The following is a 26514-nucleotide window of genomic DNA, read 5'->3' on the forward strand; positions in this document are numbered from 1 at the left end:
GCTCATGTCATGTCTTGTTCAAACCGGGCAGACGACGAAGCGCCCTCTGCCCGGGGTATAGATTGGATTAGCCCTTGAGGACTTCAACCAGCGTCTTGCCGAGGCGTGCCGGCGAAGGCGAAACCTTGATGCCGGCTGCTTCCATGGCAGCGATCTTGGATTCCGCGTCGCCCTTGCCGCCGGAAACGACAGCGCCGGCGTGGCCCATGGTGCGACCCTTCGGAGCCGTACGGCCCGCGATGAAGCCGGCCATCGGCTTCTTGCGGCCCTTCTTGGCTTCGTCGATCAGGAACTGCGCCGCGTCTTCTTCAGCCGAACCGCCGATTTCGCCGATCATGATGATCGAGGTCGTGGCTTCGTCGGCCAGGAACATCTCGAGCACGTCGATGAACTCGGTGCCCTTGACCGGGTCGCCGCCGATGCCGACTGCCGTCGTCTGGCCGAGGCCTTCGTTCGACGTCTGGAACACGGCTTCGTAGGTCAGCGTGCCGGAGCGCGAAACGATACCGACCGAACCCTTGCGGAAGATCGAGCCCGGCATGATGCCGATCTTGCATTCTTCCGGCGTCAGGATACCCGGGCAGTTCGGGCCGAGCAGGCGCGACTTGGAGCGGTCGAGGCGAGCCTTGACGCGAACCATGTCCATAACCGGGATACCCTCGGTGATGCAGGTGATGAACGGGATCTCGGCGTCGATCGCCTCGATGATCGCGTCAGCGGCACCAGCCGGCGGAACGTAGATGACCGAAGCGTCGGCACCGGTGCGTTCCTTGGCTTCGGCAACCGATGCGAAGATCGGCAGGCTTTCGCCCTTCGAGCCGGTCCAGGTTTCACCACCCTTCTTCGGGTGGATACCGCCGACCATCTGCGTGCCATAATAGGCGAGCGCCTGTTCGGTGTGGAAAGTACCGGTCTTGCCGGTCAGGCCCTGAACGAGAACCTTGGTATTCTTGTTTACGAGAATAGACATCTATCAGGTCCTCAAATTAGGCGTTGATCGCCGCGACGATCTTCTTGGCAGCATCGTCGAGATCGTCAGCTGCCGTGATCGCGAGACCGGATTCGTTGAGGATCTTCTTGCCGAGTTCGACATTAGTGCCTTCGAGGCGAACGACGAGCGGAACCTTGAGACCGACTTCCTGAACCGCTGCGACAACGCCTTCGGCGATGACGTCGCACTTCATGATGCCGCCGAAGATGTTGACGAGGATACCCTCGACCTTCGGGTCAGCCGTGATGATCTTGAAGGCTGCAGCAACCTTGTCCTTGCCGGCGCCACCGCCGACGTCGCAGAAGTTTGCCGGCTCCTTGCCGTAGAGCTTGATGATGTCCATCGTCGCCATGGCGAGACCGGCGCCGTTGACCATGCAGCCGATGTTGCCGTCGAGGGCAACGTAGGCGAGGTCCCACTTCGAGGCTTCGATTTCCTTGGCGTCTTCTTCGGTCTCGTCGCGCAGCGCCTTGACGTCGTCATGGCGGAACAGAGCGTTGCCGTCGAAGGACATCTTGGCGTCGAGAACGCGCAGGTGGCCGTCCTTCATGACGATCAGCGGGTTGACTTCGAGGAGCGCCATGTCCTTTTCGCCGAACGCCTTGTAGAGCGCCGGGAACAGCGACTTGGCGTCTTCAGCGGCAGCACCGGAAAGTTCCAGAGCCTTGACGATCTTGGCGACGTCGTCAGCCGTCACGCCCGTTTCCGGGTTGATGGCGATCGTGTGGATCTTCTCGGGCGTGTCGTGGGCGACAGCTTCGATATCCATGCCGCCTTCGGTCGAAACCACGAAGGCAACCTGACCGACCGAACGGTCGACCAGCAGCGAGCAATAGAGTTCGCGATCGATGTCGGCACCGTCTTCGATATAGAGACGGTTGACCTGCTTGCCGGCTTCGCCCGTCTGCGCCGTTACCAGCGTGTTGCCGAGCATTTCCTTGGCGTGAGCGACGACTTCGTCGATCGACTTGGCAAGGCGAACGCCGCCCTTGGCGTCGGGGCCAAGTTCCTTGAACTTGCCCTTGCCGCGGCCACCAGCGTGGATCTGGCTCTTGACCACGTAGAGCGGGCCCGGCAGCGACTTGGCAGCGGCTTCGGCTTCCTCGACCTTGAGGATCGGCACGCCCTTGGCGACCGGCGCGCCATAGCCCTTCAGGAGAGCCTTGGCCTGATATTCATGAATGTTCATGGATCTATTCCTGTTTGGATTGCGTCAGCGATCGGCCGGCTTACTTCAGCGACGGCGCGATGTTGATGCAGGCTTCGCACAGGCCGGCGACAGCGCCGACGGACTTGTCGAATGCTTCTCTTTCGGCCTTGTTGAGATCGATCTCGATGATGCGCTCGACGCCGCCGGCGCCGATGACCGTGGGAACGCCAACATACATGTCCTTGACGCCGTATTGGCCGGTGAGCTGCGCTGCGCAAGGCAGGACGCGCTTCTTGTCCTTGAGGTAGGATTCAGCCATTTCGATCGCCGAGGCGGCCGGTGCGTAGTAGGCCGAGCCGGTCTTCAGCAGACCAACGATTTCGGCGCCGCCATCACGGGTGCGCTGGATGATTTCCTCGAGGCGCTCCTTGGTGACCCAACCCATGGTGACGAGGTCGGTGAGCGGGATGCCGGCAACGGTGGAGTAACGTGCGAGCGGCACCATCGTGTCGCCGTGGCCGCCGAGAACGAATGCGGTGACGTCCTGTACGGAAACGTTGAATTCCTTGGAGAGGAACAGACGGAAGCGCGAGCTGTCCAGAACGCCGGCCATGCCGACGACCTTGTTGGCCGGGAGGCCGGAGAACTTCTGCAGCGCCCAGACCATGGCGTCGAGCGGGTTGGTGATGCAGATCACAAAGGCATTCGGGGCATACTTCTTGATGCCGGCGCCGACCTGTTCCATGACCTTGAGGTTGATGCCGAGCAGGTCGTCGCGGCTCATGCCCGGCTTGCGGGCGACGCCGGCGGTGACGATGCAGACATCGGCGCCTTCGATCGCGGAGTAGTCGCTTGCGCCGGTGAGGTTGGCATCGAAGCCTTCAACCGGCGAGGACTGCGCGATGTCGAGACCCTTACCCTGCGGGATGCCGTCGGCGATATCGAAGAGAACGATGTCACCCAGCTCCTTCAGGCCGGCGAGATGCGCCAGCGTGCCACCAATCATGCCAGAACCAATGAGTGCGATCTTGTTACGCGCCATTTCGGTGTTTCCTTTGCGACCAAAATTCGTCGGGCGGTGCGGGGGAGGCTCGCCCAATTGCAAAAATCGCATAGACCCAAAGGCCAAAAATGGCAAATGATTATTTTTGGCCCAGGAATTTCAATCGTTTAGAACATAAAATTCTTACGTAAACGTAAGATAAAATGTCACCAAAACGTTACTCGGCGGCCCGTCTTTCCTGATGCAGGGCTAGATATTCAGCGCTGCGCATCTCAAACAAGCGCGATACCGTACGATCAAACTCGAAGCCCTCTGTACCACGCGCGTGTGTCAACAAGTTCGCAGGCATTGCTGCCGCGGAAACATAGAGCCGCACCGCATGATCGTAAAGCGTGTCTATTAGAATAATGAAACGTTTGATCTGATTCCGCTTGTCGGGTCCGAGCAGCGGAACATGATCCAGAAAGATGGCATCAAAACGCTCGGAGATAGCAAGAAAGTCCGCAGCGCCCAGCGGCTTTTCGCAGAGATCCGCGAAGGAGAAGCGCGCGAGACGGTCGGCCGCAAGCGGCACGTGGATGGAGCGCCCCTTCATCGGAAGCTCCAGCGGCTTTGCCTTGCGACCGTGCAGCGCCTGGGTCCAGGAGGCGTCCATCGCCATATCGGCACGCTCGTCGAGCGGCGTAAGGTAGACGGGAAGACTGTCTACCTTCTCCATCCGGTAGTCCGTCGGAGAGTCGAGAGAAACTACATCGACATGCGTCGCCAGCAAATCCAGGAACGGCAGGAACAGGCTGCGATTGAGGCCGTCCATATAGAGGTTCTTCGGCTCGACGTTCGACGTCGCAACGAGAACGCAGCCACGCCGGAACAGCTCTGAAAACAGCCGCGAAAGGATCATCGCGTCGGCGATATCGGTGACGGTGAACTCGTCGAAGCACAACAATTCGGCCTCGTCGTAAAGTGCTCCCGCCACCACCGGAATCGGATCGGCTTGCTTTGTCTCGCCGTTTTTCAGTTTCAGGCGATGGGCAGCGATACGATTGTGCACGTCAGCCATGAACTCGTGAAAGTGCGCGCGGCGCTTCTTGGCGCAGGGCGCCATCTCGAAGAACATGTCCATGAGCATCGTCTTGCCGCGGCCGACGCTGCCGTAGATGTAGAGGCCCTTGACCTTTTCCGAAGGCTTCTTCTTCGCCGCAAACAGCCAGCCCAGCGCACTCGCCTTGGCGGCGGGACGCTTCTGCTTCAGCGTGGAAAGCACCCGGTCGAGGCACTTCGCCACCTGCATCTGGGCCAAGTCGGTTTGAAGCGAACCCGAGGCCGTCAGCGATTTCAATTCCTCGCTGACGCTCAAGCTGTAGTCTGGCATCGGTTGCATAAAGGGTCCGCCTATGCAGGATCGGCGGCCCGAGCCGCCGGATCGCTTATCGGCTCAGAGTGATCGGCTGCCCGGTATTGGTCTGGCCGCTGAACGCATTGTCGGCGGTCTTGTAGACGCTGCCGATCTGGTTTCCGCTGCGATCCTTCAGGAGAACCTGCTTGCCGGAGACTTCCCAGGAGCCCATCGCCGTCAGCTCGCCGACACAGCCGCGCGTCCCGCCGCGCGATCCGCTGCCGAGATTGGTAAGCGTCAGGAACATGTCGCACGATCCGTTGACGCGCCAGCTCCCCACCATCGATTCCTTGGTGACATCCATCGCGTTCGAGGCCACCGCCGTCGGCTGGCCGCCCGCCACCGGCGCGTTCGCCGTCGGCGCTGCCGGGAACTGCGACGAGCCTGTCGGCGGCGGAAGCTGACCGCCCTGAACCGACGGAACCGGCTGCGCCGTCAAAGGCGCCGGAGCCGCACTGTAGCTTGCATCATTGTATGCGGTGCGCTGGCAGCCAGCTAACGACAGAATGACTACGAGGCCTGTCGCCACATGTCTGAACTGCATCATGATACTCCTGATTTTTCCAGTATTGCCCTGAAGTTGCCGCGCAATCACGGCGGAATTATCTTGAAAGGGCGTATTGAATCAAGCCAGATCAAGGAGATTTTGCATCAGGATCGGCTCATGTTCGCCATCCCGAGACAAATTTGGCGCAGTCTGGCACAATCAAACCTTGGTGATCTGTCAAAAAGAAGGGCCGCAAACGCGGCCCTGGCTTTCAGTCGTCAGACGCGACGCTCGACCATCATCTTCTTGATCTCTGCAATCGCCTTGGCAGGGTTCAGGCCCTTCGGGCAAGTCTGCGCGCAGTTCATGATCGTGTGGCAGCGATAAAGGCGGAAGGGATCCTCGAGATTATCGAGACGCTCGCCGGTCGCTTCGTCGCGAGAATCGATCAGCCAGCGATAGGCCTGCAGGAGGACAGCCGGACCGAGGTAACGGTCGCCGTTCCACCAGTAGCTCGGACAGGAGGTCGAGCAGCAGGCGCAGAGAATGCACTCGTAAAGACCGTCAAGCTTCTGGCGATCTTCGTGGCTCTGCTTCCATTCCTTGGCTGGCGTCGGCGACACCGTCTTCAGCCACGGTTCGATCGAGCGATGCTGGGCGTAGAAGTTGGTGAGGTCGGGAACCAGATCCTTGACGACGGGCATATGCGGCAAAGGATAGATCTTTACCGAACCCTTGATCTCATCCAGACCCTTGGTGCAGGCGAGCGTGTTCGTGCCGTCAATGTTCATCGCGCACGAACCGCAGATGCCTTCGCGACAGGAACGGCGCAGTGTCAGCGTCGGGTCGATGTTGTTCTTGATATAGAGCAGGCCGTCGAGCACCATCGGGCCGCAATTGTCGACATCGATGTAGAAGGTGTCGATCGACGGGTTCTGGCCGTCGTCGGGGCTCCAGCGGTAGACGCGGAATTCGCGGGTGTTCGTGGCCCCTGCGGGCTTCGGCCACACTTTGCCTTCGCGCATCTGGGAGTTCTTGGGAAGAGCGAGTTCTACCATGTCCAGTTCCTCTTAGTACACACGAGCCTTGGGCGCGATCTTCTGGGGATCGATGCCCTCTGCGATGAGCTCGGTGTGAACCGGGCGGTAGTCGAGCTTGACGTCGCCGGCGTCGTTGACCCAGGCAAGCGTGTGCTTGCGCCAGTTGACGTCGTCGCGGCCGGCGAATGCGCCTTCCGTGTAGTCTTCGCGGGCGTGGGAACCACGGCTCTCCTTGCGGGCCTCGGCGCCGTAGATCGTCGTGATGGCGTTGGCCATCAGGTTCTGCAGCTCGAGCGTTTCGACAAGGTCGGAGTTCCAGATCATCGAGCGATCGGTGACCTTGATGTCACGCATTTCCTGCCAGATGGCGGAGATGCGCTTGCAGCCCGACTCCAGCGATTCCTGCGTACGGAAAACGGCAGCGTCTTCCTGCATGGCGCGCTGCATCTTTTCGCGCAGCACCGCAGTGGGCGTACCGCCGCTGGCATGACGCAGGCCATCGAAGCGATCCATGATCTTGTCACAGGCGGCGACGTTCAGATGCGGCACCGGTGCCGCGCGGTCGATGACTTCGCCGGCGCGGATGGCGGCGGCGCGGCCGAAGACCACGAGGTCGATCAGCGAGTTGGAGCCGAGGCGGTTGGCGCCGTGCACCGAGGCGCAGCCGGCTTCGCCTACCGCCATCAGGCCCGGAATGATCCGCTCGGGATTGGAGCTGTCGGCGTTCAGCACTTCGCCCCAGTAGTTCGTCGGAATGCCGCCCATGTTGTAGTGAACGGTCGGCAGAACCGGGATCGGCTCGCGCGTCACATCGACACCGGCGAAGATCTTGGCGCTCTCGGAAATCCCCGGCAGGCGCTCGTGCAGAACGGCCGGATCGAGATGGTCGAGATGCAGGAAGATGTGGTCCTTATTCTTGCCGACGCCGCGACCTTCGCGGATCTCGAGCGTCATGCAGCGCGAAACGACGTCGCGCGAGGCAAGGTCCTTGGCCGAAGGCGCGTAGCGTTCCATGAAGCGCTCGCCTTCGGAGTTGACGAGGTAGCCGCCTTCGCCGCGCGCACCTTCCGTGATCAGACAGCCGGAGCCGTAGATGCCGGTCGGGTGGAACTGCACGAACTCCATGTCCTGGAGTGGCAGGCCGGCGCGTGCAACCATGCCGCCGCCGTCGCCGGTGCAGGTGTGCGCCGAGGTCGCGGAGAAATAGGCGCGGCCGTAGCCGCCGGTCGCCAGCACCACCATCTTGGCGGCGAAGCGATGGATCGTGCCGTCGTCGAGATTCCAGGCGACGACACCGGTGCAGCGGCTGCCGTCATCGGACATGATCAGGTCGAGCGCGAAGTACTCGATGAAGAATTCGGCGTTGTTGCGCAGCGACTGGCCATAGAGCGTGTGCAGGATGGCGTGACCGGTGCGGTCGGCAACGGCGCAGGTGCGCTGTACCGGCGGGCCTTCGCCGTAGTTCTGCATGTGGCCGCCGAACGGACGCTGGTAGATCTTGCCTTCTTCGTTACGCGAGAAGGGAACGCCGTAGTGCTCGAGCTCATAGACCGCCTTCGGCGCTTCCATGGTCAGGTACTGCATGGCATCGACGTCGCCGAGCCAGTCGGAACCCTTGACGGTGTCGTAAAGGTGCCACTGCCAGCTGTCCGGCGTCATGTTGCGCAGCGAGGCGGCGATCCCGCCCTGGGCGGCAACCGTGTGCGAGCGGGTCGGGAATACCTTGGTGATGCAGGCGGTCTTGAAGCCCTGCTCGGCCATGCCGAGCGTGGCGCGAAGACCAGCGCCGCCGGCGCCGACGACGATCACGTCATACGAGTGATCGACGTATTTGTAGGCCTTCCCATTCTGAGCGGGTGAAGTCGGTGCCATGATACGGTTATCCTACGAATGCGATTTTCAGAATGGCGAAGAGACAGAGCCCCGCCATCAGGATCGAAAAGAAGCTGTTGAGCATCAGAAGACCGAGCTTGGCGAATTCGCCATGCACATAGTCCTCGATGATGACCTGCATGCCGAGCTTCATGTGAATGATGCCCGAAATGACCATCAGCGCCATGACCACCGCGACGAACGGGTTCGACAGCGCGTGCACAACCTCTGCATAGGGCTGGCCCGCATGAACGATCATGAAAATGATGAAGAAGAGAAAGAGCGGTACGTTGGCAACCGCCGTGACGCGCTGGCGCCAGAAATGATCCGTGCCTTCCTTGGCCGAACCAAGGCCGCGAACCTTACCCAGAGGGGTACGCATATCCATGAGAGCAACCTTCAGAAGCGAATGACGAAGCCGATCACCCAGACCAGCACGGTCAGACAGAGCGAGGCGATGATATTGAGCTTGGCGAGCTTGGTCGAAAATGCCTTGTCGAAGCCGTAGCCGAGGTCCCACATGAAGTGGCGGAAACCGCCGAGCATGTGATGGATCAGCGCCCAGGTGTAGCCGAGCAGCGCGAGCTTGCCGATGAAGCTGCCGAGGATCCAGTTGACCCAATCGTAATAGGCTTGTCCGGTCGCCGCAGCGATCAGCCACCAGGCGATCAGAAGCGTGCCGACATAGAGCGCGCCACCGGTAATGCGGTGGATGATCGACATAGCCATGGTGGGGATTAGTTTGTAAATTTGCAAATGCGGCGACAGGGGCCGATTATTTGTCACGTTCGCCATCAGAACCTCGCGGCGTCTTTCTGCGCTCCTGGGATCCAGGAAGCATCCAAGCAACCACACGATTGACAAAAAGCTATGTGTGCGTTGCATCAATGGCGACGTTTAATCACGGAAACCCCTAACGACAAGTATAATTGCGGCGCTGCGGGAATTTAATCGATTTGCGTCTTGACGCCGCTGGTTTGGCACCCAAATCCGCCCTGATTGCCCACCTTGCCCCACGATTTTTCAACGTTTGGTGGACAACCCGGCGCTTTTGGCGCATTTTCGCGTTAACGCTTTGTTAAGCATTCGGTTTCCGGAGACCAGCGCGATGTGGAAGACGTCATCGAAACTTGTTTCGCTCGCTATTGCGACGCTCATCGCCCTGCCTGCGGCCGCGGGCGATTTCGGCGGCCGTCCATTTCAGCGCCATCACGGGTTCGGTAACGGTCCGTCTCTGGTCGGACAGCACGGCGGCTGGAGAAGTGTTCCCGCTGGCTTCACAGGCCGACACCTCGCCGACGGGCATGACGGCTTCGACCGCCGCCATTTTCGCAATCGGCTGTTGAAACGCTTCGACTCGCCCTCGACCAATTTTGCGCGCAACAACGTCGTTATCGTCGTCCAGGGCGCGCAGGCAGGGGGAGCCGCTGACACTTATGCCGGTTCGTCTTTTGTCTATGACGCAAACGGCGGCACCTATGTCGGCGGCAGCAGCGGCAGTTTCTACCGCTACCAGCCCACGGTGGCTCTTGCCCCCATGGCGAAGGTGATCAACGTCACGGCCAAGAGCAACGGTTGCTCTTACGAAGCGGGCGTCTGCGTCATCCGGCCGTGAAATCTCAACGCGTGAAACGCCAGACGGTGGTCTTCTTGACTTCGCTGTCTTCGAGCGCGCGCGTCACCGGCACCTCGTAAACGGCGCAGGCCTCCAGCCGATTTTTGGGCAGATAGGCACGACCGGGATCGCCAACGACTACACTGACGCCGTCTGACGCCAGCCGCTCGAACCATGGCACAAGCGCTCCCGCAAAATCACGATCGTAGAAGACGTCGCCAGCCAGCAGCACATCCGCTTCGATCGCGCTGCCGATGAGGTCGGCATTCGTAAAATCGACCTCGACGTTATTGAGTTCCGCGTTCAACGCCACTGCGGTCGCTGTCCACGGATCGATATCGGCGGCAAGCACCTTGTCAGCGCCAGCCATCTTCGCCGCAATCGCCACCAGTCCGGAGCCGCTGGCGAAATCCACCACCCTCTTGCCGCTGACGATCGAAGGATGATCGAGCACATAGCGTGCCAGCCCCTGCCCACCGGCCCAGGCAAAGGCCCAGAACGGTGGCGGCAGGCCGATTTCCGCCAGCTCCTCCTCCGTCTTCAGCCATAGCTCGTGAGCCTCGGTCGCCAGATGCAACCGGATCTCCGGCACATGCGGCGGCGCCATCGGGCTCGTATTGCCACGAATGAAGATCGCGGGGTCGGTCTTCAATGGCTGATCACCGCGGCGGGTTGTCGAGACCGCCCATGCAGCAAACCTCAAGCCATTCCTCGTCGGTGACGGGCTGCACGGAAAGCCGCATCGACGTCACCAGCGACATCTTCGACAGCTTCTCGTTCGCCTTCACGTCCTTGAGCGTGACCGGCTTTGGCATATCGCGGACGGCGCGGATATCGACACAATCCCACTTCGGATCGCCCTTGGCAGTCGAGTCGGGATGTGACAGCGCGCAGACCTCGACAATGCCGACGATCTCCAGCCCGTCATTGGAATGATAGAAAAAACCCTTGTCGCCGATTTGCATTGCCCGCATGTTGTTGCGCGCCAGATAGTTGCGGACGCCGGTCCACTCCGTGCCCTTCTCGCCCGCAGCCTTCTGCTGCTCCCAGGACCATGCGGCCGGTTCGGATTTGTAGAGCCAGTGCGCCACGGTCATGCCTCCGGCTTGTTGAAGACCCAGTTGAATGCCTGAACCTCGACGCTTTCGAACAAGCCGGCCTTTGCGTAGGGATCCGAATCCGCAATCGCCCTTGCGGCTTCGATCGTCTCGGCTTCCACGATCACCAGGCTACCGGAAGGCTTGCCGTCGGAATCGAGAAACGGGCCTGCCATCTTCAGCGTGCCGGCTGCATTCAGCGCGTTGAGATGCTCGACATGAGTAGGCCGCGTGTCCATGCGAACGTTCAGGTGGCCCGGCTTGTCCTTGCAAACAAAAGCGAAAAGCATGTCAGTTCTCCTATTCGGTCGTGATCGGCCGCGTCATCAACTGGTCGATGGCCTCGGCGATGCCGAGCTTGCCATCGATAATGGCGGACACTGCGTCGGTGATCGGCATATCAATGCCGAGCGATTTTGCCATCCTGGAAACCACCGCCGCCGCAAAGGCGCCTTCGACAAGTTCACCATGCGCGGGATCACGGGTCTCGCCGCGCCCGAGCGCAATGCCGAAACGCAGGTTGCGCGATTGATGGCTTGTGGCGGTCAACACCAGATCGCCCAGACCGGAAAGGCCAGGCACGGAATCGGACTGCCCGCCCTTGGCCACCACGAAACGTGACATCTCGGCCAGCCCGCGAGCGATCAGCGCGGCACGCGCCGAGTCACCCAGGCCGGCACCCTCGACGATGCCGCAGGCAATCGCCAGCACGTTCTTGAGCGCGCCGCCAAGCTGTACGCCGATCCGGTCCGACGATGGATAGAGGCGAAAGGTCCTGCCTGAGATCGCCTGCGCCAGCCGCTCGGCAATCTCGCGATTCTCGGCGGCGATTACCATCGCCGTTGGCAGCCCACTGGCGATATCGGCAGCAAAACCCGGCCCCGACAGCACGGCGATCCGATGCCCGGGCAAGGCGCGCTCCAGCATGTCGGTCAACAGATTGCCGGTTGCCTTCTCGATCCCCTTGGCACAGGTAACGACGATAGCGTCCTTAGCCAGGTAAGGTTCGTATTGCCGCGCGGCATCCGCCTGCGCCTGCGAGGGCATCGCGAAAAGTACGATGCCGGCATCGCTGATGGCGCTGGCTTCAGCGGAAAATTCTAGAGCGTCCGGCAGTTCTATCCCCGGCAGCACGGCATCATGCAAGTGCTCGGCGCTCAGATCCGCCATAAGCTGCGGATCGCGCCCGACGAGCGTCACGGAATGCCGTCCCGCCAGCGCGATGACCGCAGCCAGAGCCGTACCAAAGGCGCCGGCACCGATGACGGCAATTTTCTCGCTCATGCCTTCGCTCCTCGCTTGCCGAAGCCAAGCAATGTCTCGGCGCTCGCATCAAGCGGCCAGCGCGACCGCGGTTGCACATCGAGATCGTCTGGCTCGACACCCGTTGCCATGCGCTCCAGCCCGGCCCAGGCGATCATCACCGCATTGTCGGTGCACAGATGCAACGGTGGCGCGACGAACCGAAAACCGTTCTTGTCGCACAGCGCCTGCAGCGTACTGCGGATTTCCCGATTGGCCGCGACACCGCCTGCAACGACAAGAGCCGGCTCGGCGACATCGGGAAACAGTGCCTTGAAGCGCTCGAGGCCGCGGCCGATGCGATCCTTGAGAGTCCGCGATACGGCGTCCTGGAAAGAAGCGCAGATATCGGCCACATCCTGATCGTTCAGCGGCGCGATTTCCGTCGCCGCTTGCCGTACGGCAGTCTTCAGGCCCGAGAAGGAGAAATTTAGCTTCGCCTCGCCGACCAGCGGCCGTGGGAAGACAAAACGCTTCGGATCGCCCTGCTTTGCAGCGCGTTCCACCGCCGGTCCACCCGGATAGGGCAGGCTCAGAAGCTTCGCCGTCTTGTCGAACGCTTCGCCGAGCGCATCGTCAATCGTCGTGCCCCAGCGCTCGTAGTCGCCGACGCCGCGCACGAGAATAAGCTGGGTGTGACCACCAGACACCAGCAGCATCAGATAGGGAAAGCACAGGCCATCCGTAAGCCGCGCCGTCAGCGCATGGCCCTCGAGATGATTGACCGCGTAGAGCGGTTTGCCCGATGCCTTCGCGATCGCCTTGCCGGTCATCAGGCCGACCAGCAGCCCGCCGATTAAGCCGGGACCTGAAGTCGCCGCAATCGCATCGATATCGGAGAGCGACACATTGGCGCGTTTCAATGCCTCGTCTATCAGGCTATCGAGCGCCTCGACGTGAGCGCGTGCCGCGATTTCGGGCACGACGCCGCCATAAGCGCTATGCTCTTCGAGCTGGCTCAACACCACGTCGGAGCGGACGGTTGGCGCCCCGTCAGCAGCTCGCTCGACTACGGCAGCGGCGGTTTCGTCGCAGCTTGTTTCGATGCCGAGGATGCGTAGAAAGGGAGCCATGAAGCCTGATCGTTGATTGCGATGGGTCTGAAACCTGTTTACGAGAAACTCCGGTAACAACGGATCAATGCGGATGCAAACAAAACCTTTCCGGATCGGCACCAGAGGCAGCCCACTGGCGCTCGCGCAGGCCAACGAGGCCCGCGACCGGCTGATGGCGGTCCATGGCCTGCCGGAAGAGATGTTCGAGATCGTCGTTCTGTCAACGAAGGGCGACCGTATCACCGATCGGTCGCTTGCCGAAATCGGCGGCAAGGGGCTGTTCACGGAAGAACTCGAGGAAAAGCTCGCCACCCGCGATCTCGACATTGCCGTGCATTCGACAAAGGACATGCCGACCACCCTGCCGGAAGGGCTCTGTCTTTCCGCCTACCTGCCTCGCGAGGACATTCGCGACGCTGTCGTGGGCCGCACCGCGCCAAAGCTGATCGACCTGCCGCATGGCGCAACCGTCGGCTCCTCCTCGCTGCGCCGGCAGGCATTGATCCGACGCATGCGGCCCGACATCAACGTCATCACCTTCCGCGGCCTCGTCGATACGCGCCTGAGAAAGCTGCACGAGGGTCAGGTCGACGCCACACTTCTGGCGCTGGCGGGCCTGAAACGCCTCGGCAAGGTCGATGTCATCACCGAAATCCTCGACCCCGACATTTTCCCGCCGGCCCCGGCACAGGGAGCGATCTGCATCGAAAGCCGGATCGGCGACACCCGCATCGACGCACTGCTTGCCCCGATCAACGACACCAAGACTTTCGATACCGTGTCCTGCGAGCGCGCCTTCCTGGCAGCCCTCGATGGCTCCTGTCGCACGCCGATCGGCGGCTACGCGGTGTGCGAAGGCGATCAGATTCGCTTCTCCGGCCTGATCATTACGCCGGATGGCAGAAGCCAGCATGCGGTCACCATCGACGGCCACCGCCGCGACGCCACAGCGCTGGGCACGCGCGCCGGGCAAGATGTCCGCAACCGGGCCGGCGCGACGTTCTTCGACGACTGGAGCTGACGCGGTCATGCGCGTGCTCGTGACCCGTCCCCTGCATTCGGGCGCGCGCACCGCCGAACGCCTTGTTGAAATGGGACACGAGCCGCTGTTGCTTCCTCTGTCGCAACCGTTCCACGATGCGGCGGAAGCGCTGATGGCGCTGTCACAAACCGATGGCGCTGTCGCGGTGACCAGTGCCGAGGCAATACGCGCCCTCAGGGAATCACGATACGATCTCTCGCCACACCTGTATCGCCCGCTCTTTGCCGTAGGCGAGGCAACCGCCGAAGAAGCAGCAGCGGCCGGCTTCCTGTCTGTCGTGGCGTCGTCGGGCAACGGCGCCGACCTCGCGGATATGATCGCAGAACAAAATCGTGGGCCCGTGCTCTATCTCGCCGGGTTGCCGCGGGCCGAAACATTCGAAACGCGCGCCCGTCAGATCGGCCTGCACGTCGTCGTCGCCAATTGCTACCACATGGAGCAGCTATCCATCGATGCTGGTGCAGTTCGGGCGCTTGTCGAGCAGCGACCTGATTCGATTCTCTTCTATTCCAGACAGACGGCGGAAGCATTTTTCGCTATCGAAGCAATCCGCATGCACCCGGAAACAATCGCCGGTATGCGGCTGCTTTGCCTGAGCGCCACCGTGGCCGCAGCTGTTCCGGAATCGCTGCAGGGCAACGTCACGGTCGCGGCAACGCCGAACGAATCCAGCCTCCTGTCGCTCATTTGAACGCGTTGCTCGCCCAAATTTTATCTAACCTCTTTCCTTAACTGGCATCACTGACTAGTTTCGAACCATTGCAGGAATATGAGGGTCTCATGGCACCAGGAAATCCGCCACGCCATTCGAAGAGCACCGACGAGCCGGTCACGATCGATCTGGATGCGCAGGAGATTGCCTCTGCCAACAACGCGGAAGATATCCCGCCGCCACCTCAAGCCGAACCGAATGAAACCGACGTGCCCGCTGATGCGCCGAAGGAACAAACCGAGGCGCCGCGCGATGCTGTAGCCGAGGAACAGCCGGCGCAGCCAGTGCACCGCCGCGAAGGCGGCAATACGTCGGGGCTGATCGCTGCTGGTATTGTCGGTGGTTTGATCGCCCTCGTCGGCGCCGGTGCGATCCAATATGCCGGATTTCTGCCCGGTCCATCCGCCACCAAGGCGCCATCCGCCGACATCGCCAACCTCACGAGCGAGATCGATGGCCTGAAGCAGTCGCTCGCCAGCCTGGCCGCTGCGCCGCAGCCTGCACCGGATGGGACGCTGGCGACGCGGCTGGCTGCACTGGAAGAGGCCGCAAAGGCGCCGCCATCGCAAGCCGGCGCAGACAACACCGCAGTCGCAGCGCTGAACCAGAAGCTTGCGGATTTGACCGGCCAGATCGACCAGCTGCGCGCCGCCGTCGCACAGGCTTCGGAACAAAAGACGTCGGACAGCGCCGGCATCGAACAGCGCCTTGCCGAGGCTGAGAAGAAACTCAACGAACCGCGCCAGGATGTTGCCGTCGCCCGGGCGATCGGCGCTGCCGCGCTCAAGGCGGCGATCGATCGTGGAGGACCGTTCGTTGCCGAGCTCGATACATTTGCCAGCGTCTCCCCGGACGATCCTGTGACGGCGGACCTCCGCAACTTTGCGCAGACCGGTGTTCCCTCGCGCGCCGAATTGATTGACCAGGTTCCCGATGTCGCGACCGCCATCGTCGATTCCGTCAACCAGACCGATCCGAGCCAGAGCTGGTCGGACCGGCTGATGTCGAGCGCCAAGTCCCTGGTCAAGGTGCGTCCGGTCGGCAATATCGAAGGGGAAAGCGTCGAGGCGATTGCAGCGCGCATGGAAGACAAGGTCAAGAACGGCGATCTGCCGGGCGCGGCCGCCGAGTGGAACGACCTGCCCGCTCAGGCCAAGCAGGCATCGGCCGCTTTCAAACAATCACTCGAGGCACGCATTCGCGTCGAGGATCTTGTCGGTAGCGCGTTGTCCAAGGCCGTTTCCGGCGCAGGCAAGGAGGGCTGAGGCATGATCAGGCTTGTCGTATTCGCCCTTCTCGTACTCGTGCTCGGCTATGGTTTCTCCTGGCTGGCGGATCGCCCGGGCGACCTCTCGCTGATCTGGGAAGGGCAGCTGTACCAAACCAAGCTGATCGTCGCCGCGACAGCCATCATCGGTTTGGTGGCGCTCGTCATGGTGCTGTGGTGGCTGGTCCGCGTCATCTGGACGTCGCCGCACTCGGTGACCCGCTATTTTCGCGCCCGTAAGCGGGATCGCGGCTATCAGGCGCTTTCGACGGGGCTGATCGCAGCCGGCGCCGGCAATTCACTGCTGGCACGCAAGATGGCGGCGCGATCGCGTGGCCTGATCCGCGCCGACCAGGAACCGCTGATCGCTCTTCTGGAAGCACAGGCTGCCTTGATCGAAGGCAGGCACGACGAGGCTCGCGCCAAGTTCGAGGCCATGACCAACGACCCGGAGACACGCGAGCTCGGGTTGCGGGGACTTTATCTCGAGGCCAAGCGCCTGGGCGCCAACGAGGCTGCGCGCCAATATGCGGAGAAGGCGGCGGACAACGCGCCGTACCTTCCGTGGGCCGCACAGGCCACCCTCGAATACCGCAGCCAGGCAGGCCGCTGGGACGACGCGATCCGCCTGCTCGAACAGCAGAAAGCGGCCCGTGTCATCGAGAAGGGCGAAGCCGACCGCATGCGCGCCGTATTGCTGACTGCCCGGGCAACGGAAAAGCTCGAAAACGATCCTGCCGGCGCCCGCGACGACGCCCTCCACGCCTTGAAGCTGTCAGCCGATTTCGAGCCGGCAGCCATTATCGCGGCAAAGGCGCTCTTTCGCGAAGACAAGCTCCGCAAGGCGGCCTCCATTCTCGAACAGGCATGGAAGGCAGAACCGCATCCCGAGATCGGCCGGACTTACGTGCGCGCCCGCAGCGGCGATTCCGCAGCGGACCGGCTGAAGCGCGCTGAACGACTCGAGGCCCTGCGGCCGAACAACGTCGAGTCGCTTCTCGTTGTTGCGCAGGCGGCTCTTGATGCCCAGGCCTTCGCAAAAGCCCGCACCAAGGCTGAAGCGGCCGCCCGTATCGAGCCACGCGAAGCAGCGTTTCTTTTGATGGCTGACATCGAAGAGGCTGAAACGGGAGACCAGGGCCGCATCCGCCACTGGCTTTCCCAGGCACTCAAGGCACCGCGCGATCCGGCCTGGGTCGCCGACGGCTTCGTCTCCGACAAGTGGCTGCCATTGTCGCCGATTTCAGGCCAACTGGACGCCTTCGTCTGGAAGGTGCCGTTCGGGCAGGTTGAGGGACCGATCGAGGATGGCGCGCCAGCGTCGATCGATTATGCGTTGAAGACGCTGCCGCCCGTGCGCGAAACGCGTCCCGAAAGTCCGGTCAACGATCATCGTATCATCGAGCTTGAGCGTGCCGCGACCATCGCCGAGGCCGCGCGCCCGCCTGCGAAGCCGGCAACTCCCACCAAAGAGACGGCCGCCCAGGCTGCGGAGCCACCCCCATTTTTCGGCGGACGACCGGATGATCCCGGCGTGCGCGCCCCTGCGACGGAGCCGGAGCCCAAGACCCGTCTTCGCTTGTTCTAGATAAAACAGGATCCGAATGTTCGAACGCTTCCAGGCATTCTTTCAGAATCTCACCAGCGACAGTCCAAAAAACAGCTTTGCTCCCGACGATCCGCGTATCGCAGTGGCCGCGCTCTGTATGCAGGTCATGGAGGCCGACGGCCAGGTCAAGGACAGCGAAAAGAAGCGGCTGCGCAAGCTTCTGAAGGACCAGTATGGTCTTGATCGCAAGCAGCTTGATGCGCTGATCGCGGCTGGTCAGGAAGCCGAAAGTTCGGCTGTCGACTACTACCGCTTCACGTCCGACCTGAAGCGCCATCTCAATACCGAGCAGCGGCTCGAATTGATCGGCATTCTCTGGGACATCGTCTACGCGGACGGTGAACGCAGCGAGATGGAAGACGACGCCATCTGGCGCATCGCCGAGCTTCTCGGCATTTCCGCCCGCGAGCGCATCCTGAAGAGACAGGAGGCGGCAAGGCGCGTCACCGACGTCGAAGTGGTGCAGGACGATGCCGACTGACCGCTTCTCGGAACACGCTGGCCGCCCCATCCTGATTGTTCTCCACCAGGAGCGATCAAGTCCTGGTCGGGTCGGACAGCTCCTCGTCGAGAAGGGCTATAGCCTGGATATCCGTCGCCCTGTCCTCGGCGACAAGCTGCCATCGACGCTCGCTGCTCACGCCGGCGCAGTCGTTTTCGGCGGCCCGATGAGCGCCAACGATCCAGACGATTTCGTGAAAGCGGAAATCGACTGGCTGAGCGTACCGCTCAAGGAGAAGCGGCCGCTTCTCGGGATCTGCCTCGGCGCGCAGATGCTGGTCCGCCATCTCGGAGGCAAGGTGCAGCCAAGTGACGATGGTTCGACCGAGATCGGCTGGTATCCGCTACGCGCCACCGAAAAGGGTCGCCTGCTGATGCACTGGCCGAAAATGGTCTACCATTTTCATCGCGAGGGCTTTGATCTGCCGCGCGGCGCCGATCTCCTCGCCGAGGGCGATACCTATCAGAACCAGGCTTTTCGTTATAACGGCCACGCCTGGGGCCTGCAATTTCACGCGGAACTGACGCGGGCGATGATGCATCGCTGGGTCGTTCACGGCGCGCATCGGTTTATCCTGCCGAACGCGCAGCAGGGGCGTGAGCATCTCGAAGGCCGCATGTTGTTCGATGCACCGCTGAAGGCCTGGCTGCACGAATTCCTCGACGTTGTCTTCGAAGGCAAGGCGGCGAAGAGCGGGCTGGTCGCGGAGGCTGGCCATTCGGGTTAGATGCGCCCAGCGCCGCACTGTGGTAGAATTCAGCGCTTCAACAGCTCAGAAGCAAGAACGCGTTCCGATCAACGATCCGGTCCACGCCCCTTGGCGCCGCGACTTGGCCATCTCTGGGGAACACCATGTCCAACTATGAACAGAAGCTTGCCTCGATGGGGTTGGTCCTGCCCCAGCCATTGAAACTGCCCTCGAACATGGTGCTACCGTTTCCGTGGGTGAATGTTCGCGGAGACCGCGCGTTCATTTCAGGGCATGGGCCCCAGAATAGCGACGGTTCCCCCGCGGGTCCCTTCGGCGCCGTTGGCGAGGCGGTCTCGGTAGAAGAAGCGAAGGCATCCGCGCGAAAGGTCGCGCTGTCGATGCTGGGCAGCTTGAAGCGGGAACTCGGGAGCCTGGATCGCATCACCGGCTGGTGCCGGGTTTTCGGCATGGTCAACTGCGCACCGCGCTTCGCCAATCCGCCTGCCGTCATCAACGGCTTTACCGAGTTGATCATCGAGGTCTTCGGCCACGAGGTCGGAAGTCACTCCCGCTCCGCCATCGGCGTCGCCGGCCTGCCGTTGAATTTTCCGGTCGAGATCGAAGCTGAGGTGCTGATTTCGCCGTGACGGCGGCCTGCCTCAGGCGACCTCGCTGCGCGTCGGCGCATCCAGGGTATCGATCTTACGCAACTGCGGGAAGCTTGTCGCCCAGATCGCCGCTACCGCCAGAGTGCCGATGCCGCCGATGATAACGGCAGGCACGGCGCCGAAGATCGACGCCATGGTACCGGCGCGGAACTCGCCGAGCTCGTTCGATGCGCCAACGAAGACCATGTTGACGGCGTTGACGCGGCCACGCAATTGGTCAGGCGTCCAGAGCGCAATCAGGCTTTCTCGGACATAGACCGAAATCATGTCGGCGGCGCCCATCAGCACCAGTGCGGCGATCGACAGTTCCGTATTGGTCGAAACCCCGAAAATGACGGTGCCGATGCCGAACAGCGCCACGCCGATGAACATGTAGACGCCGGCGCGGTGCTTGAGCGGGTGAGCCGCCAGGAAAATCGCCATGACGATCGCGCCCAGACCCGGCGCGGAACGCAGCAGACCGAGCCCCCAAGGCCCGAGAGTAAGGATATCGCGGGCAAAGATCGGCATAAGCGCCGTGGCGCCGCCCAGCAGAACCGCGAAGAGATCGAGCGAGATCGCGCCAAGCACGACTTTCTCCGCACGAATGAAGCGGAAGCCGCCAAGGATCATGTCCCAGCTCTTGGCCTCGCCTGTCGTCTTCTGCGTCGGCTTCGGGATCATGTAGAGCAACGCAGCGCCCAGCGCGGCGAAGACCACGGCGACGACATAGGCCGTGTGAGCATTGACGCCATAGAGCAGGCCACCGAGAACAGGACCGGTGATCGCCGCGAGTTGCCAGGACGATGAGTTCCAGGCGATCGCGTTCGACAGATCCTCCGGCGGCACGAGGTTCGGTGCCAGCGACTGCATGGCCGGCGACATGAATGCGCGCTCGATGCCGAAGATGAGCAGAACGACAAAGACCGGAACAGGCGAAAACGTCCCCGTCATGGTCATCACCAGCAGCGCCAGGGTGCAAAGCGCGCTCACCAGCGAGCAGATTGAGGCGATCGCCCGGCGGTTATGTCGATCCGCTACGGAGCCCGTAACCAGGATCAACACCAGCGACGGCAGGAATTGGACGAGCCCGATCAGGCCCAGATAGATCGCGCTGCGGGTCTGGTCATACATCTGCCAGCCGACGGCGACACTGACGATCTGCTGCGAAAAGGAAAGAAGAAACCGCGCAAAGAAGAACCGTGTGTACGACGAATGCCGAAACGCGGCAAACCGATCTCCGCTGGCTGAAATGGACATGAGAGCTTTCCAAGGAACAGGCGGTGCATTCGCTGCCAGCCCGCCCGTTAAACATGATTTGCCATGGGTTTACACACGGCACTTGCCCGTTTAGTCGCCAATGTCTACATGTCTGTCAACAACGAACTGGAGACTGCGATGATTGCGCTCTTTCAAACCATTGATTTGGCTTTGAATCTTTATACCTGGATACTTATCGGCAGTGCCATTTTTTCCTGGCTGTACGCGTTCAACGTGATCAATTCCAGCAACCAGTTCGTCAATTCGGTCGGCATGTTCCTCTATAATGTCACCGAACCGGTGCTGCGCCCGATCCGCCGGGTGCTGCCGAACCTCGGCGGCATCGACATCTCGCCGATCATCCTGCTGCTGATCATCTTCTTCATTCGCTCGTTCATGTGGAACACCATCGTCCCGATGATCATGTGATCCGGCCCTATCAGGCCTTTTCAGATCACCTTCTTCTCATCATCCGGCTGACGCCGAATGGCGGGCGCGATCAGATCAACGGCGTCGAACTCGATGCCGACGGCAAGGCGCACCTGAAAGCGCGCGTCTCGGTGCCGCCCGAGAAGGGCAAGGCCAACAAGGCGCTGACTGCGCTCATCGCCAAGCAGCTCGGTCTTGCGAAGTCCTCGATCAGCCTCGTTTCAGGCGAAACCTCGCGTAAAAAAATCCTCCGGATCGATGTCGACCCGGAGGATGTGATCAAAAAGCTAGACGCCCTTTCGGGGCCATGAGCAAGACCGATCAGGCCTTTTCCTTCTTGGCGCGCTCGATCGCCTCGAGGATCAGCTGGCCGGCTTCCTTGGCATCGCCCCAGCCGTAGATCTTCACCCACTTGCCGGGCTCCAGATCCTTGTAGTGCTCGAAGAAGTGCTCGATCTGCTTGAGCGTGATCTCGGGCATGTCGGTGTAGTCCTTGACCTTGTCGTAGCGCATGGTCAGCTTCGGCGACGGAACGGCAATGATCTTCTCGTCCTTGCCGGAGTTGTCTTCCATCTTAAGCACGCCGATCGGACGAACGTTGATGACGCAGCCAGGAACCAGCGGACGCGTGCTGGCGATCAGAACGTCGATCGGATCGCCGTCTTCCGACAGCGTGTGCGGCACGAAGCCGTAATTGCCAGGATAGGTCATCGGCGTGTAGAGGAAACGGTCGACGACCAGCGTGCCGGCTTCCTTGTCCATCTCGTACTTGATCGGGTGACCACCGACCGGCACTTCAACGATGACGTTGACGTCTTCAGGTGGGTTCTTGCCAATGGAAACGGCGTCGATGCGCATGCGATAACTCCCGCGACGTGAATGTTCGCAGCCAGATAATCGGTTTCATGCCGCGACGCAACACGACACTTCAGCGAAGTTTAATGATAGTTTTGCAAAGCCACACGCCAAAGGCGAGGCTAAGGCCTCAATTCCAGATGAAGCCGATCTTCTTCAGCTGCTTGCGATCGAAGGTTTCCATACCTTCGCAATAGTCGACGCCACCATGCCCCCGGTAGAACTCGGCACCGTTTTCATTTTCTTCCAGGCACCAGACGACCAGCCCCTTGCAGCCGAGCGACTTCAGCAGCCTCTGCGCCTCGCTGAAGAGCATGTGGCCAAGGCCAATCCCCTGATATTCCGGGCGAAGATAGAGCTCGTAGATCTCGCCTTCCTGAGGCAGGGCGCGGGCGCGGTTGAGGCCAAGCGTTGCATAGCCTGCAACGGTCCCCGCGACATCGAGCACGAGCAGCGTTGCCGGACCGCGGGTTGCCTTGCGCCACCAGCTTTCACCGCGACGTTCGATCATCTGGGTCAGCGCCTTGTGCGGAATGATTCCCGCATAGGTGTGTTGCCACGCAAGCCGATGCGCTTCCGAAATAGCTCGGGAATCCTGCGGTTCAGCCCGCCGAACATCGATCGACAACGTCTTCATAACGCTTACTCTGGCCCTGCCGCCGACAATTAACCATATGCGTCACTGCATTCCGGCCAATTGCCCACAGACTTAACATGTGGACGATTGCTGAAATTTAACGCTTTTTTAACTATTGCGACAAGAAGGATTCGACGAACCGCACAAATAAAAAACCCCGGCGCGATGGCCGGGGTTTTTTGTCTGGATGATTGGGCGTCCGGATCAGGCGGACTTCGCCTTGGCGAAGCGCTTGCGATCGTTGGCGTCGAGATACATCTTGCGCAGGCGGATCGACTTTGGCGTCACTTCCATCAGCTCGTCGTCCTGGATCCAGGAGAGAGCGCGGTCGAGCGTCATGCGGATCGGAGGCGTCAGCTTGACGGCTTCGTCCTTGCCGGCGGCGCGGATGTTGGTCAGCTGCTTGCCCTTGAGGACGTTGACCTCGAGGTCGTTGTCGCGGCTGTGGATGCCGATGATCATGCCCATGTAGACCTTTTCGCCGGGCTCGATCATCATCGGGCCGCGATCTTCCAGGTTGAACATGGCATAGGCCACGGCTTCGCCGGCAGCGTTGGCGAGCAGAACGCCGTTGGTGCGGCCGCCGATTTCGCCCTTGAACGGCTGGTAGTCCTTGAACAGGCGGTTCATGACGGCGGTGCCGCGCGTGTCGGTGAGCAGTTCCGACTGGTAGCCGATCAGGCCGCGGGTCGGCGCGTTGAACACCAGACGAACGCGGTTGCCACCCGAAGGACGCAGCTCGGTCATTTCAGCCTTGCGCTCGGACATCTTCTGAACGACGACGCCGGAATGCTCTTCATCGACGTCGATGACGACTTCTTCGATCGGCTCCATCAGCTGGTCGTTCTCGTCGCGGTGCATGACGACGCGCGGACGCGACACGGCGAGCTCGAAGCCTTCGCGGCGCATGGTTTCGATCAGAACGGCGAGCTGCAATTCGCCACGACCGGATACATAGAACGAATCCTTGCCTTCGGCTTCTTCGATCTTCAGCGCGACGTTGCCTTCGGCTTCCTTGAACAGGCGGTCGCGGATGACGCGCGAGGTGACCTTGTCACCCTCGGTGCCAGCCAGCGGGCTGTCGTTGACGATGAAGGACATGGTAACGGTCGGCGGGTCGATCGGCTGCGCGGTCAGCGCTTCATTGACAGCCGGATCGCAGAAGGTATCGGCAACCGTGCCCTTGGAAAGGCCAGCGATCGCGACGATGTCGCCTGCATGCGCTTCTTCGATCGAGGTGCGCTCGATGCCGCGGAAGGCCAGGATCTTCGAGATACGACCGCTTTCGATCATCTTGCCGTCCTGGCCGAGAACCTTGACAGCCTGGTTCGGCTTGATCGAGCCGGAATTGATGCGGCCGGTGATGATACGGCCCAGGAAGGGGTTGGCTTCCAGGATCGTGCCGATCATCGTGAACGGGCCTTCGGCAACCGTCGGCTCCGGAACGTGGCTGAGCACGAGATCGAGCAGCGGTGCAAGACCCTGGTCCTTCGGACCTTCAGGATTGACGTTCATCCAGCCATCGCGGCCGGAACCGTAGAGGATCGGGAAGTCGAGCTGCTCGTCGGTTGCGTCCAGGCTTGCGAAGAGGTCGAACACTTCGTTGATGACTTCCTCGTGGCGGCCGTCCGGACGGTCGATCTTGTTGATCGCGACGATCGGACGGAGGCCGACCTTCAGCGCCTTGGAGACGACGAACTTCGTCTGCGGCATCGGGCCTTCCGACGAGTCGACCAGAACGATCGCGCCATCCACCATCGACAGGATACGCTCGACTTCACCGCCGAAGTCGGCGTGGCCGGGGGTGTCGACGATGTTGATGCGAACACCCTTCCACTCGACCGAGGTCGCCTTGGCAAGGATCGTGATGCCGCGTTCCTTTTCCAGGTCGTTGGAGTCCATGACGCGTTCTGCAACGCGCTGGTTCTCGCGGAACGAGCCGGACTGTTTCAGGAGTTCGTCAACCAATGTCGTCTTGCCATGGTCAACGTGCGCGATAATCGCGATGTTGCGAAGTGCCATATGTTCAAATCTCTGAGGCTGGGGCGCCGCGCTGGGAGAAGGCGCCAATTTCATTTGGGCGGCTCATACAGTGTTTTTCGCCTTTGCGAAAGGGGGGAGCCCGGAATGAAAGGAATGCATGCATTAACTCGACACGTCGGGGTCAAGAACCGTGCGCCAGAGCTCGGTATCGTTCCGGTCCATCAGGCGGACGGTCAGTTGCTCGGTCTGTCCATCGATATCGATCAGCCCGAAAAACTGCATGCCGGCCGAGGGCGGCAGGTTCTGCTCGGCTCCGCCCGGTGCCGCCTTCATGAATTTCACCTCTGGCCCAAAGGTCATGTCGAGTTCCTGTGGTCCATAGGTGCCGGAATGCAGCGGCCCGGCAACGAACTCCCAAAACGGCAGGAACTCGCGAAATTTCGCCTTGCCGGGATCGTAGTAATGCGCAGCCGCATAGTGCACGTCGGCCGTCAGCCAGATCATGTTTGTGATGCCGGCATCGCGGATAAAGCGGAGAAGATCGGCGAACTCCAGTTCACGACCGAGGGGCGCGCCGTTGTCGCCGTTCGAAAACGACTCCGATCCCTTTCGCTTGCCGTAATCGTCCCAGATCACCAGGCCGATCGGCAGGTCGCAGGCGATCACCTTCCAGGTCGCCGTCGAGCGCACCAGTTCCCGCTTCAACCACGCCACCTGCTTCTCACCGAGCAGCCGAGAATCCGGCGTCGGTTCCGCATCAAGACCATGGCTGTTCGGCCCGCGATAGGAGCGCAGGTCAACGAAGAACACGTCAAGCAACGGCCCGTAGGCGACCTTGCGATAGATCCGCCCCGGTTCCTCCGCCACGTAGCGCGTCGGCGTCATCTCATGAAATGCACGGCTGGCACGGGCGGAGAGTGTCGTGACTGATTTTTCCCTGTAGCGAGCGTCGTCGCGGAGATCGGTCGAAGGCGACCAGTTATTCAGCACCTCGTGATCGTCCCACTGGTAGAAGACCGGACAGACCGCGTTCAGTCCCTTCACGTGGTCGTCAAGCAGATTATAGGTCCACTGCCCGCGAAATTGCTCGAGCGTCTGGGCAATCTCGCGCTTGGCCTCGGTGACGATGCTGTTCTTCCAGACACCCCCATCGCGAAGGCTGATCTCGTCGGGAATTGGATTGTCGGCATAGATGGTATCGCCGGAGTGGATCATGAAATCCGGCCGGTGATAGGCGATTGTCGAATAGGTCCTCATCCCCTCGTCATCGATGCCCCATCCCTGCCCGGCCGTGTCGCCGGACCAGACAAAACGGATGCTGCGCTTTTGCGTCGGCGCGGTCCGGAATTGCCCCAAGATCGGTTCGGATACGCTGTTGAGGTCCTGCAGGTCGGCCGCGCGGAATCGGTAGAAGATCTCCTGATCCGCAGGCAGGCCCTGCAGCAGCAGCTTGCCGGCAAGGTCGGTCTCATGGGTGACGTCGAGCGGCGCCAGCCTTACGGCATTGGCAAACTTGTCGGTGGTCGAATATTCGACCTGGAGCCGCGACGGACGGTCCACACGCGTCCAGATCACGCCGGAAGTGGCATCGACGTCGCCGGATTGAACACCTGATGTAAACACCGGTCGGCTGGATGATCCGCGCGCGTAGTAAGGCATCGCAAGCCCCGCCACCGCAAATCCGCCAACCGCTCCCATGGAAGAGAGAAAGCGTCGGCGGGTCGTTTCTGTCAGTTTCATGCCACGGCTTATCCGGCTTGCGAAAGCGGGAGCGATTCTCCCGCGCCGAGCCTATAGCAGCCCTCATGTCATTGGCTTGAAGGCGGCATGACGGTTTTTCGAAACTTCGGCGACAGTCCTGTCACATTGCAG

General features: G+C 61.3%; 29 protein-coding genes. 10 read left to right on the forward strand and 19 right to left on the reverse strand.

Annotated features, from left to right (window positions below):
* Nucleotides 1-67: 67 nt before the first annotated feature.
* The 9 genes from sucD to sdhC all read right to left on the reverse strand — a co-directional run bounded on the left by sucD (nt 68) and on the right by sdhC (nt 8734).
* Nucleotides 68-970, reverse strand: coding sequence for a succinate--CoA ligase subunit alpha (gene sucD / locus A6U87_RS27350; RefSeq protein ID WP_065694468.1), 903 nt, complete (start codon nt 968-970; stop codon nt 68-70).
* A gap of 16 nt (nt 971-986) precedes the next feature.
* On the reverse strand, nt 987-2180 hold the full coding sequence (sucC, locus tag A6U87_RS27355; RefSeq protein ID WP_065694469.1) for an ADP-forming succinate--CoA ligase subunit beta: 1194 nt from the start codon (nt 2178-2180) through the stop codon (nt 987-989).
* A 40-nt stretch (nt 2181-2220) separates the two neighbouring features.
* Complete coding sequence (mdh, locus tag A6U87_RS27360; RefSeq protein WP_037181990.1) at nt 2221-3183, reverse strand: malate dehydrogenase; 963 nt, start codon at nt 3181-3183, stop codon at nt 2221-2223.
* Nucleotides 3184-3361: 178 nt separating this feature from the next.
* Nucleotides 3362-4525: a cell division protein ZapE gene (gene zapE, locus A6U87_RS27365; RefSeq protein ID WP_065694470.1), complete on the reverse strand. Its 1164-nt coding sequence runs from the start codon at nt 4523-4525 to the stop codon at nt 3362-3364.
* 46 nt (nt 4526-4571) lie between these two features.
* Complete coding sequence (locus tag A6U87_RS27370; protein ID WP_065694600.1) at nt 4572-5084, reverse strand: protease inhibitor Inh/omp19 family protein; 513 nt, start codon at nt 5082-5084, stop codon at nt 4572-4574.
* 221 nt (nt 5085-5305) lie between these two features.
* Nucleotides 5306-6085, reverse strand: coding sequence for a succinate dehydrogenase iron-sulfur subunit (locus A6U87_RS27375; protein ID WP_065694471.1), 780 nt, complete (start codon nt 6083-6085; stop codon nt 5306-5308).
* A 12-nt stretch (nt 6086-6097) separates the two neighbouring features.
* The gene (gene sdhA / locus A6U87_RS27380) at nt 6098-7939 is read right to left on the reverse strand and encodes a succinate dehydrogenase flavoprotein subunit (protein WP_065694472.1); all 1842 of its coding nucleotides are present in this window, start codon (nt 7937-7939) and stop codon (nt 6098-6100) included.
* Between the two features lie 7 nt (nt 7940-7946).
* Nucleotides 7947-8327 (reverse strand): succinate dehydrogenase, hydrophobic membrane anchor protein, encoded by a 381-nt coding sequence (sdhD, locus tag A6U87_RS27385; RefSeq protein ID WP_065694473.1) that lies wholly within the window; start codon nt 8325-8327, stop codon nt 7947-7949.
* Nucleotides 8328-8338: 11 nt separating this feature from the next.
* A complete protein-coding gene (gene sdhC, locus A6U87_RS27390) occupies nt 8339-8734 on the reverse strand; it encodes a succinate dehydrogenase, cytochrome b556 subunit (RefSeq protein WP_065694474.1) in 396 nt (131 codons plus the stop codon).
* 313 nt (nt 8735-9047) lie between these two features.
* Between sdhC and A6U87_RS27395 the strand changes: the two genes are divergently transcribed.
* Nucleotides 9048-9554, forward strand: a complete 507-nt coding sequence (locus A6U87_RS27395; protein WP_065694475.1) for a hypothetical protein — start codon at nt 9048-9050, stop codon at nt 9552-9554.
* A 4-nt stretch (nt 9555-9558) separates the two neighbouring features.
* Here the strand turns inward: A6U87_RS27395 and A6U87_RS27400 are convergent, their stop codons facing one another.
* From A6U87_RS27400 to tsaD, 5 genes are read right to left on the reverse strand one after another with little or no spacing between them, the layout of a single operon-like run.
* Nucleotides 9559-10206 (reverse strand): methyltransferase, encoded by a 648-nt coding sequence (locus A6U87_RS27400; protein ID WP_065694476.1) that lies wholly within the window; start codon nt 10204-10206, stop codon nt 9559-9561.
* A 7-nt stretch (nt 10207-10213) separates the two neighbouring features.
* Nucleotides 10214-10645: an EVE domain-containing protein gene (locus tag A6U87_RS27405; protein WP_065694601.1), complete on the reverse strand. Its 432-nt coding sequence runs from the start codon at nt 10643-10645 to the stop codon at nt 10214-10216.
* A gap of 2 nt (nt 10646-10647) precedes the next feature.
* Nucleotides 10648-10941 carry a YciI-like protein gene (locus tag A6U87_RS27410; protein WP_065694477.1) on the reverse strand — a complete coding sequence of 98 codons (294 nt, stop codon included), beginning with the start codon at nt 10939-10941 and terminating at the stop codon, nt 10648-10650.
* 10 nt (nt 10942-10951) lie between these two features.
* A complete protein-coding gene (locus A6U87_RS27415; RefSeq protein ID WP_065694478.1) occupies nt 10952-11935 on the reverse strand; it encodes an NAD(P)H-dependent glycerol-3-phosphate dehydrogenase in 984 nt (327 codons plus the stop codon).
* Entirely contained in the window at nt 11932-13026 is a 1095-nt protein-coding gene (tsaD, locus tag A6U87_RS27420) for a tRNA (adenosine(37)-N6)-threonylcarbamoyltransferase complex transferase subunit TsaD (protein WP_065694479.1), read from the reverse strand. Before tsaD ends, A6U87_RS27415 begins: the two co-directional genes overlap by 4 nt.
* A gap of 73 nt (nt 13027-13099) precedes the next feature.
* Here tsaD and hemC point away from each other — a divergent pair, with 73 nt between their 5' ends.
* The 7 genes from hemC (at nt 13100) to A6U87_RS27455 (ending at nt 19478) form a co-directional block, all read left to right on the forward strand.
* Nucleotides 13100-14029, forward strand: a complete 930-nt coding sequence (hemC, locus tag A6U87_RS27425; RefSeq protein ID WP_065694480.1) for a hydroxymethylbilane synthase — start codon at nt 13100-13102, stop codon at nt 14027-14029.
* 7 nt (nt 14030-14036) lie between these two features.
* Nucleotides 14037-14741, forward strand: a complete 705-nt coding sequence (locus A6U87_RS27430) for a uroporphyrinogen-III synthase (RefSeq protein ID WP_065694481.1) — start codon at nt 14037-14039, stop codon at nt 14739-14741.
* Between the two features lie 89 nt (nt 14742-14830).
* Nucleotides 14831-16027 (forward strand): COG4223 family protein, encoded by a 1197-nt coding sequence (locus tag A6U87_RS27435; RefSeq protein WP_065694482.1) that lies wholly within the window; start codon nt 14831-14833, stop codon nt 16025-16027.
* A gap of 3 nt (nt 16028-16030) precedes the next feature.
* A complete protein-coding gene (locus A6U87_RS27440) occupies nt 16031-17617 on the forward strand; it encodes a heme biosynthesis protein HemY (RefSeq protein ID WP_065694483.1) in 1587 nt (528 codons plus the stop codon).
* 16 nt (nt 17618-17633) lie between these two features.
* Nucleotides 17634-18119 carry a TerB family tellurite resistance protein gene (locus A6U87_RS27445; RefSeq protein ID WP_065694484.1) on the forward strand — a complete coding sequence of 162 codons (486 nt, stop codon included), beginning with the start codon at nt 17634-17636 and terminating at the stop codon, nt 18117-18119.
* Nucleotides 18109-18867, forward strand: coding sequence for a glutamine amidotransferase (locus A6U87_RS27450; protein ID WP_065694485.1), 759 nt, complete (start codon nt 18109-18111; stop codon nt 18865-18867). The genes A6U87_RS27445 and A6U87_RS27450 overlap by 11 nt, the downstream gene beginning before the upstream one ends.
* Before the next feature lie 125 nt (nt 18868-18992).
* Nucleotides 18993-19478: a RidA family protein gene (locus tag A6U87_RS27455; RefSeq protein ID WP_065694486.1), complete on the forward strand. Its 486-nt coding sequence runs from the start codon at nt 18993-18995 to the stop codon at nt 19476-19478.
* Nucleotides 19479-19490: 12 nt separating this feature from the next.
* Here A6U87_RS27455 and A6U87_RS27460 read toward each other — a convergent pair whose 3' ends face one another.
* Complete coding sequence (locus tag A6U87_RS27460; RefSeq protein ID WP_065694487.1) at nt 19491-20738, reverse strand: MFS transporter; 1248 nt, start codon at nt 20736-20738, stop codon at nt 19491-19493.
* A 108-nt stretch (nt 20739-20846) separates the two neighbouring features.
* On the opposite strand from A6U87_RS27460, the gene A6U87_RS27465 reads away from it, so the two are divergent.
* Both A6U87_RS27465 and A6U87_RS27470 read left to right on the forward strand, forming a co-directional pair.
* Entirely contained in the window at nt 20847-21167 is a 321-nt protein-coding gene (locus A6U87_RS27465) for a YggT family protein (RefSeq protein ID WP_065694488.1), read from the forward strand.
* Nucleotides 21164-21478 carry a DUF167 domain-containing protein gene (locus A6U87_RS27470; protein ID WP_065694489.1) on the forward strand — a complete coding sequence of 105 codons (315 nt, stop codon included), beginning with the start codon at nt 21164-21166 and terminating at the stop codon, nt 21476-21478. Before A6U87_RS27465 ends, A6U87_RS27470 begins: the two co-directional genes overlap by 4 nt.
* 10 nt (nt 21479-21488) lie before the next feature.
* Here the strand turns inward: A6U87_RS27470 and ppa are convergent, their stop codons facing one another.
* The 4 genes from ppa to A6U87_RS27490 all read right to left on the reverse strand — a co-directional run bounded on the left by ppa (nt 21489) and on the right by A6U87_RS27490 (nt 26382).
* Nucleotides 21489-22025, reverse strand: a complete 537-nt coding sequence (gene ppa / locus A6U87_RS27475) for an inorganic diphosphatase (RefSeq protein ID WP_065694490.1) — start codon at nt 22023-22025, stop codon at nt 21489-21491.
* A gap of 127 nt (nt 22026-22152) precedes the next feature.
* Nucleotides 22153-22659 carry a GNAT family N-acetyltransferase gene (locus A6U87_RS27480; protein WP_065694491.1) on the reverse strand — a complete coding sequence of 169 codons (507 nt, stop codon included), beginning with the start codon at nt 22657-22659 and terminating at the stop codon, nt 22153-22155.
* A 204-nt stretch (nt 22660-22863) separates the two neighbouring features.
* Entirely contained in the window at nt 22864-24681 is a 1818-nt protein-coding gene (typA, locus tag A6U87_RS27485) for a translational GTPase TypA (RefSeq protein WP_065694492.1), read from the reverse strand.
* Nucleotides 24682-24804: 123 nt separating this feature from the next.
* Nucleotides 24805-26382 (reverse strand): alkaline phosphatase, encoded by a 1578-nt coding sequence (locus A6U87_RS27490; protein WP_065694493.1) that lies wholly within the window; start codon nt 26380-26382, stop codon nt 24805-24807.
* Nucleotides 26383-26514 lie beyond the last annotated feature (132 nt).

Source organism: Rhizobium sp. AC44/96 (assembly GCF_001692185.1).
Lineage (GTDB): Bacteria > Pseudomonadota > Alphaproteobacteria > Rhizobiales > Rhizobiaceae > Rhizobium.

Excerpts from the sequence above, each read along its gene's own strand:
- sucD (WP_065694468.1), bottom strand. The coding sequence starts at position 970 with ATGTCTATTCTCGTAAACAAGAATACCAAGGTTCTCGTTCAGGGCCTG.
- sucC (WP_065694469.1), bottom strand. The coding sequence starts at position 2,180 with ATGAACATTCATGAATATCAGGCCAAGGCTCTCCTGAAGGGCTATGGC.
- mdh (WP_037181990.1), bottom strand. The coding sequence starts at position 3,183 with ATGGCGCGTAACAAGATCGCACTCATTGGTTCTGGCATGATTGGTGGC.
- zapE (WP_065694470.1), bottom strand. The coding sequence starts at position 4,525 with ATGCAACCGATGCCAGACTACAGCTTGAGCGTCAGCGAGGAATTGAAA.
- A6U87_RS27370 (WP_065694600.1), bottom strand. The coding sequence starts at position 5,084 with ATGCAGTTCAGACATGTGGCGACAGGCCTCGTAGTCATTCTGTCGTTA.
- A6U87_RS27375 (WP_065694471.1), bottom strand. The coding sequence starts at position 6,085 with ATGGTAGAACTCGCTCTTCCCAAGAACTCCCAGATGCGCGAAGGCAAA.
- sdhA (WP_065694472.1), bottom strand. The coding sequence starts at position 7,939 with ATGGCACCGACTTCACCCGCTCAGAATGGGAAGGCCTACAAATACGTC.
- sdhD (WP_065694473.1), bottom strand. The coding sequence starts at position 8,327 with ATGGATATGCGTACCCCTCTGGGTAAGGTTCGCGGCCTTGGTTCGGCC.
- sdhC (WP_065694474.1), bottom strand. The coding sequence starts at position 8,734 with ATGGCGAACGTGACAAATAATCGGCCCCTGTCGCCGCATTTGCAAATT.
- A6U87_RS27395 (WP_065694475.1), top strand. The coding sequence starts at position 9,048 with ATGTGGAAGACGTCATCGAAACTTGTTTCGCTCGCTATTGCGACGCTC.
- A6U87_RS27410 (WP_065694477.1), bottom strand. The coding sequence starts at position 10,941 with ATGCTTTTCGCTTTTGTTTGCAAGGACAAGCCGGGCCACCTGAACGTT.
- A6U87_RS27415 (WP_065694478.1), bottom strand. The coding sequence starts at position 11,935 with ATGAGCGAGAAAATTGCCGTCATCGGTGCCGGCGCCTTTGGTACGGCT.
- tsaD (WP_065694479.1), bottom strand. The coding sequence starts at position 13,026 with ATGGCTCCCTTTCTACGCATCCTCGGCATCGAAACAAGCTGCGACGAA.
- hemC (WP_065694480.1), top strand. The coding sequence starts at position 13,100 with ATGCAAACAAAACCTTTCCGGATCGGCACCAGAGGCAGCCCACTGGCG.
- A6U87_RS27430 (WP_065694481.1), top strand. The coding sequence starts at position 14,037 with ATGCGCGTGCTCGTGACCCGTCCCCTGCATTCGGGCGCGCGCACCGCC.
- A6U87_RS27435 (WP_065694482.1), top strand. The coding sequence starts at position 14,831 with ATGGCACCAGGAAATCCGCCACGCCATTCGAAGAGCACCGACGAGCCG.
- A6U87_RS27440 (WP_065694483.1), top strand. The coding sequence starts at position 16,031 with ATGATCAGGCTTGTCGTATTCGCCCTTCTCGTACTCGTGCTCGGCTAT.
- A6U87_RS27445 (WP_065694484.1), top strand. The coding sequence starts at position 17,634 with ATGTTCGAACGCTTCCAGGCATTCTTTCAGAATCTCACCAGCGACAGT.
- A6U87_RS27450 (WP_065694485.1), top strand. The coding sequence starts at position 18,109 with ATGCCGACTGACCGCTTCTCGGAACACGCTGGCCGCCCCATCCTGATT.
- A6U87_RS27455 (WP_065694486.1), top strand. The coding sequence starts at position 18,993 with ATGTCCAACTATGAACAGAAGCTTGCCTCGATGGGGTTGGTCCTGCCC.
- A6U87_RS27460 (WP_065694487.1), bottom strand. The coding sequence starts at position 20,738 with ATGTCCATTTCAGCCAGCGGAGATCGGTTTGCCGCGTTTCGGCATTCG.
- A6U87_RS27465 (WP_065694488.1), top strand. The coding sequence starts at position 20,847 with ATGTCTGTCAACAACGAACTGGAGACTGCGATGATTGCGCTCTTTCAA.
- ppa (WP_065694490.1), bottom strand. The coding sequence starts at position 22,025 with ATGCGCATCGACGCCGTTTCCATTGGCAAGAACCCACCTGAAGACGTC.
- A6U87_RS27480 (WP_065694491.1), bottom strand. The coding sequence starts at position 22,659 with ATGAAGACGTTGTCGATCGATGTTCGGCGGGCTGAACCGCAGGATTCC.
- typA (WP_065694492.1), bottom strand. The coding sequence starts at position 24,681 with ATGGCACTTCGCAACATCGCGATTATCGCGCACGTTGACCATGGCAAG.
- A6U87_RS27490 (WP_065694493.1), bottom strand. The coding sequence starts at position 26,382 with ATGAAACTGACAGAAACGACCCGCCGACGCTTTCTCTCTTCCATGGGA.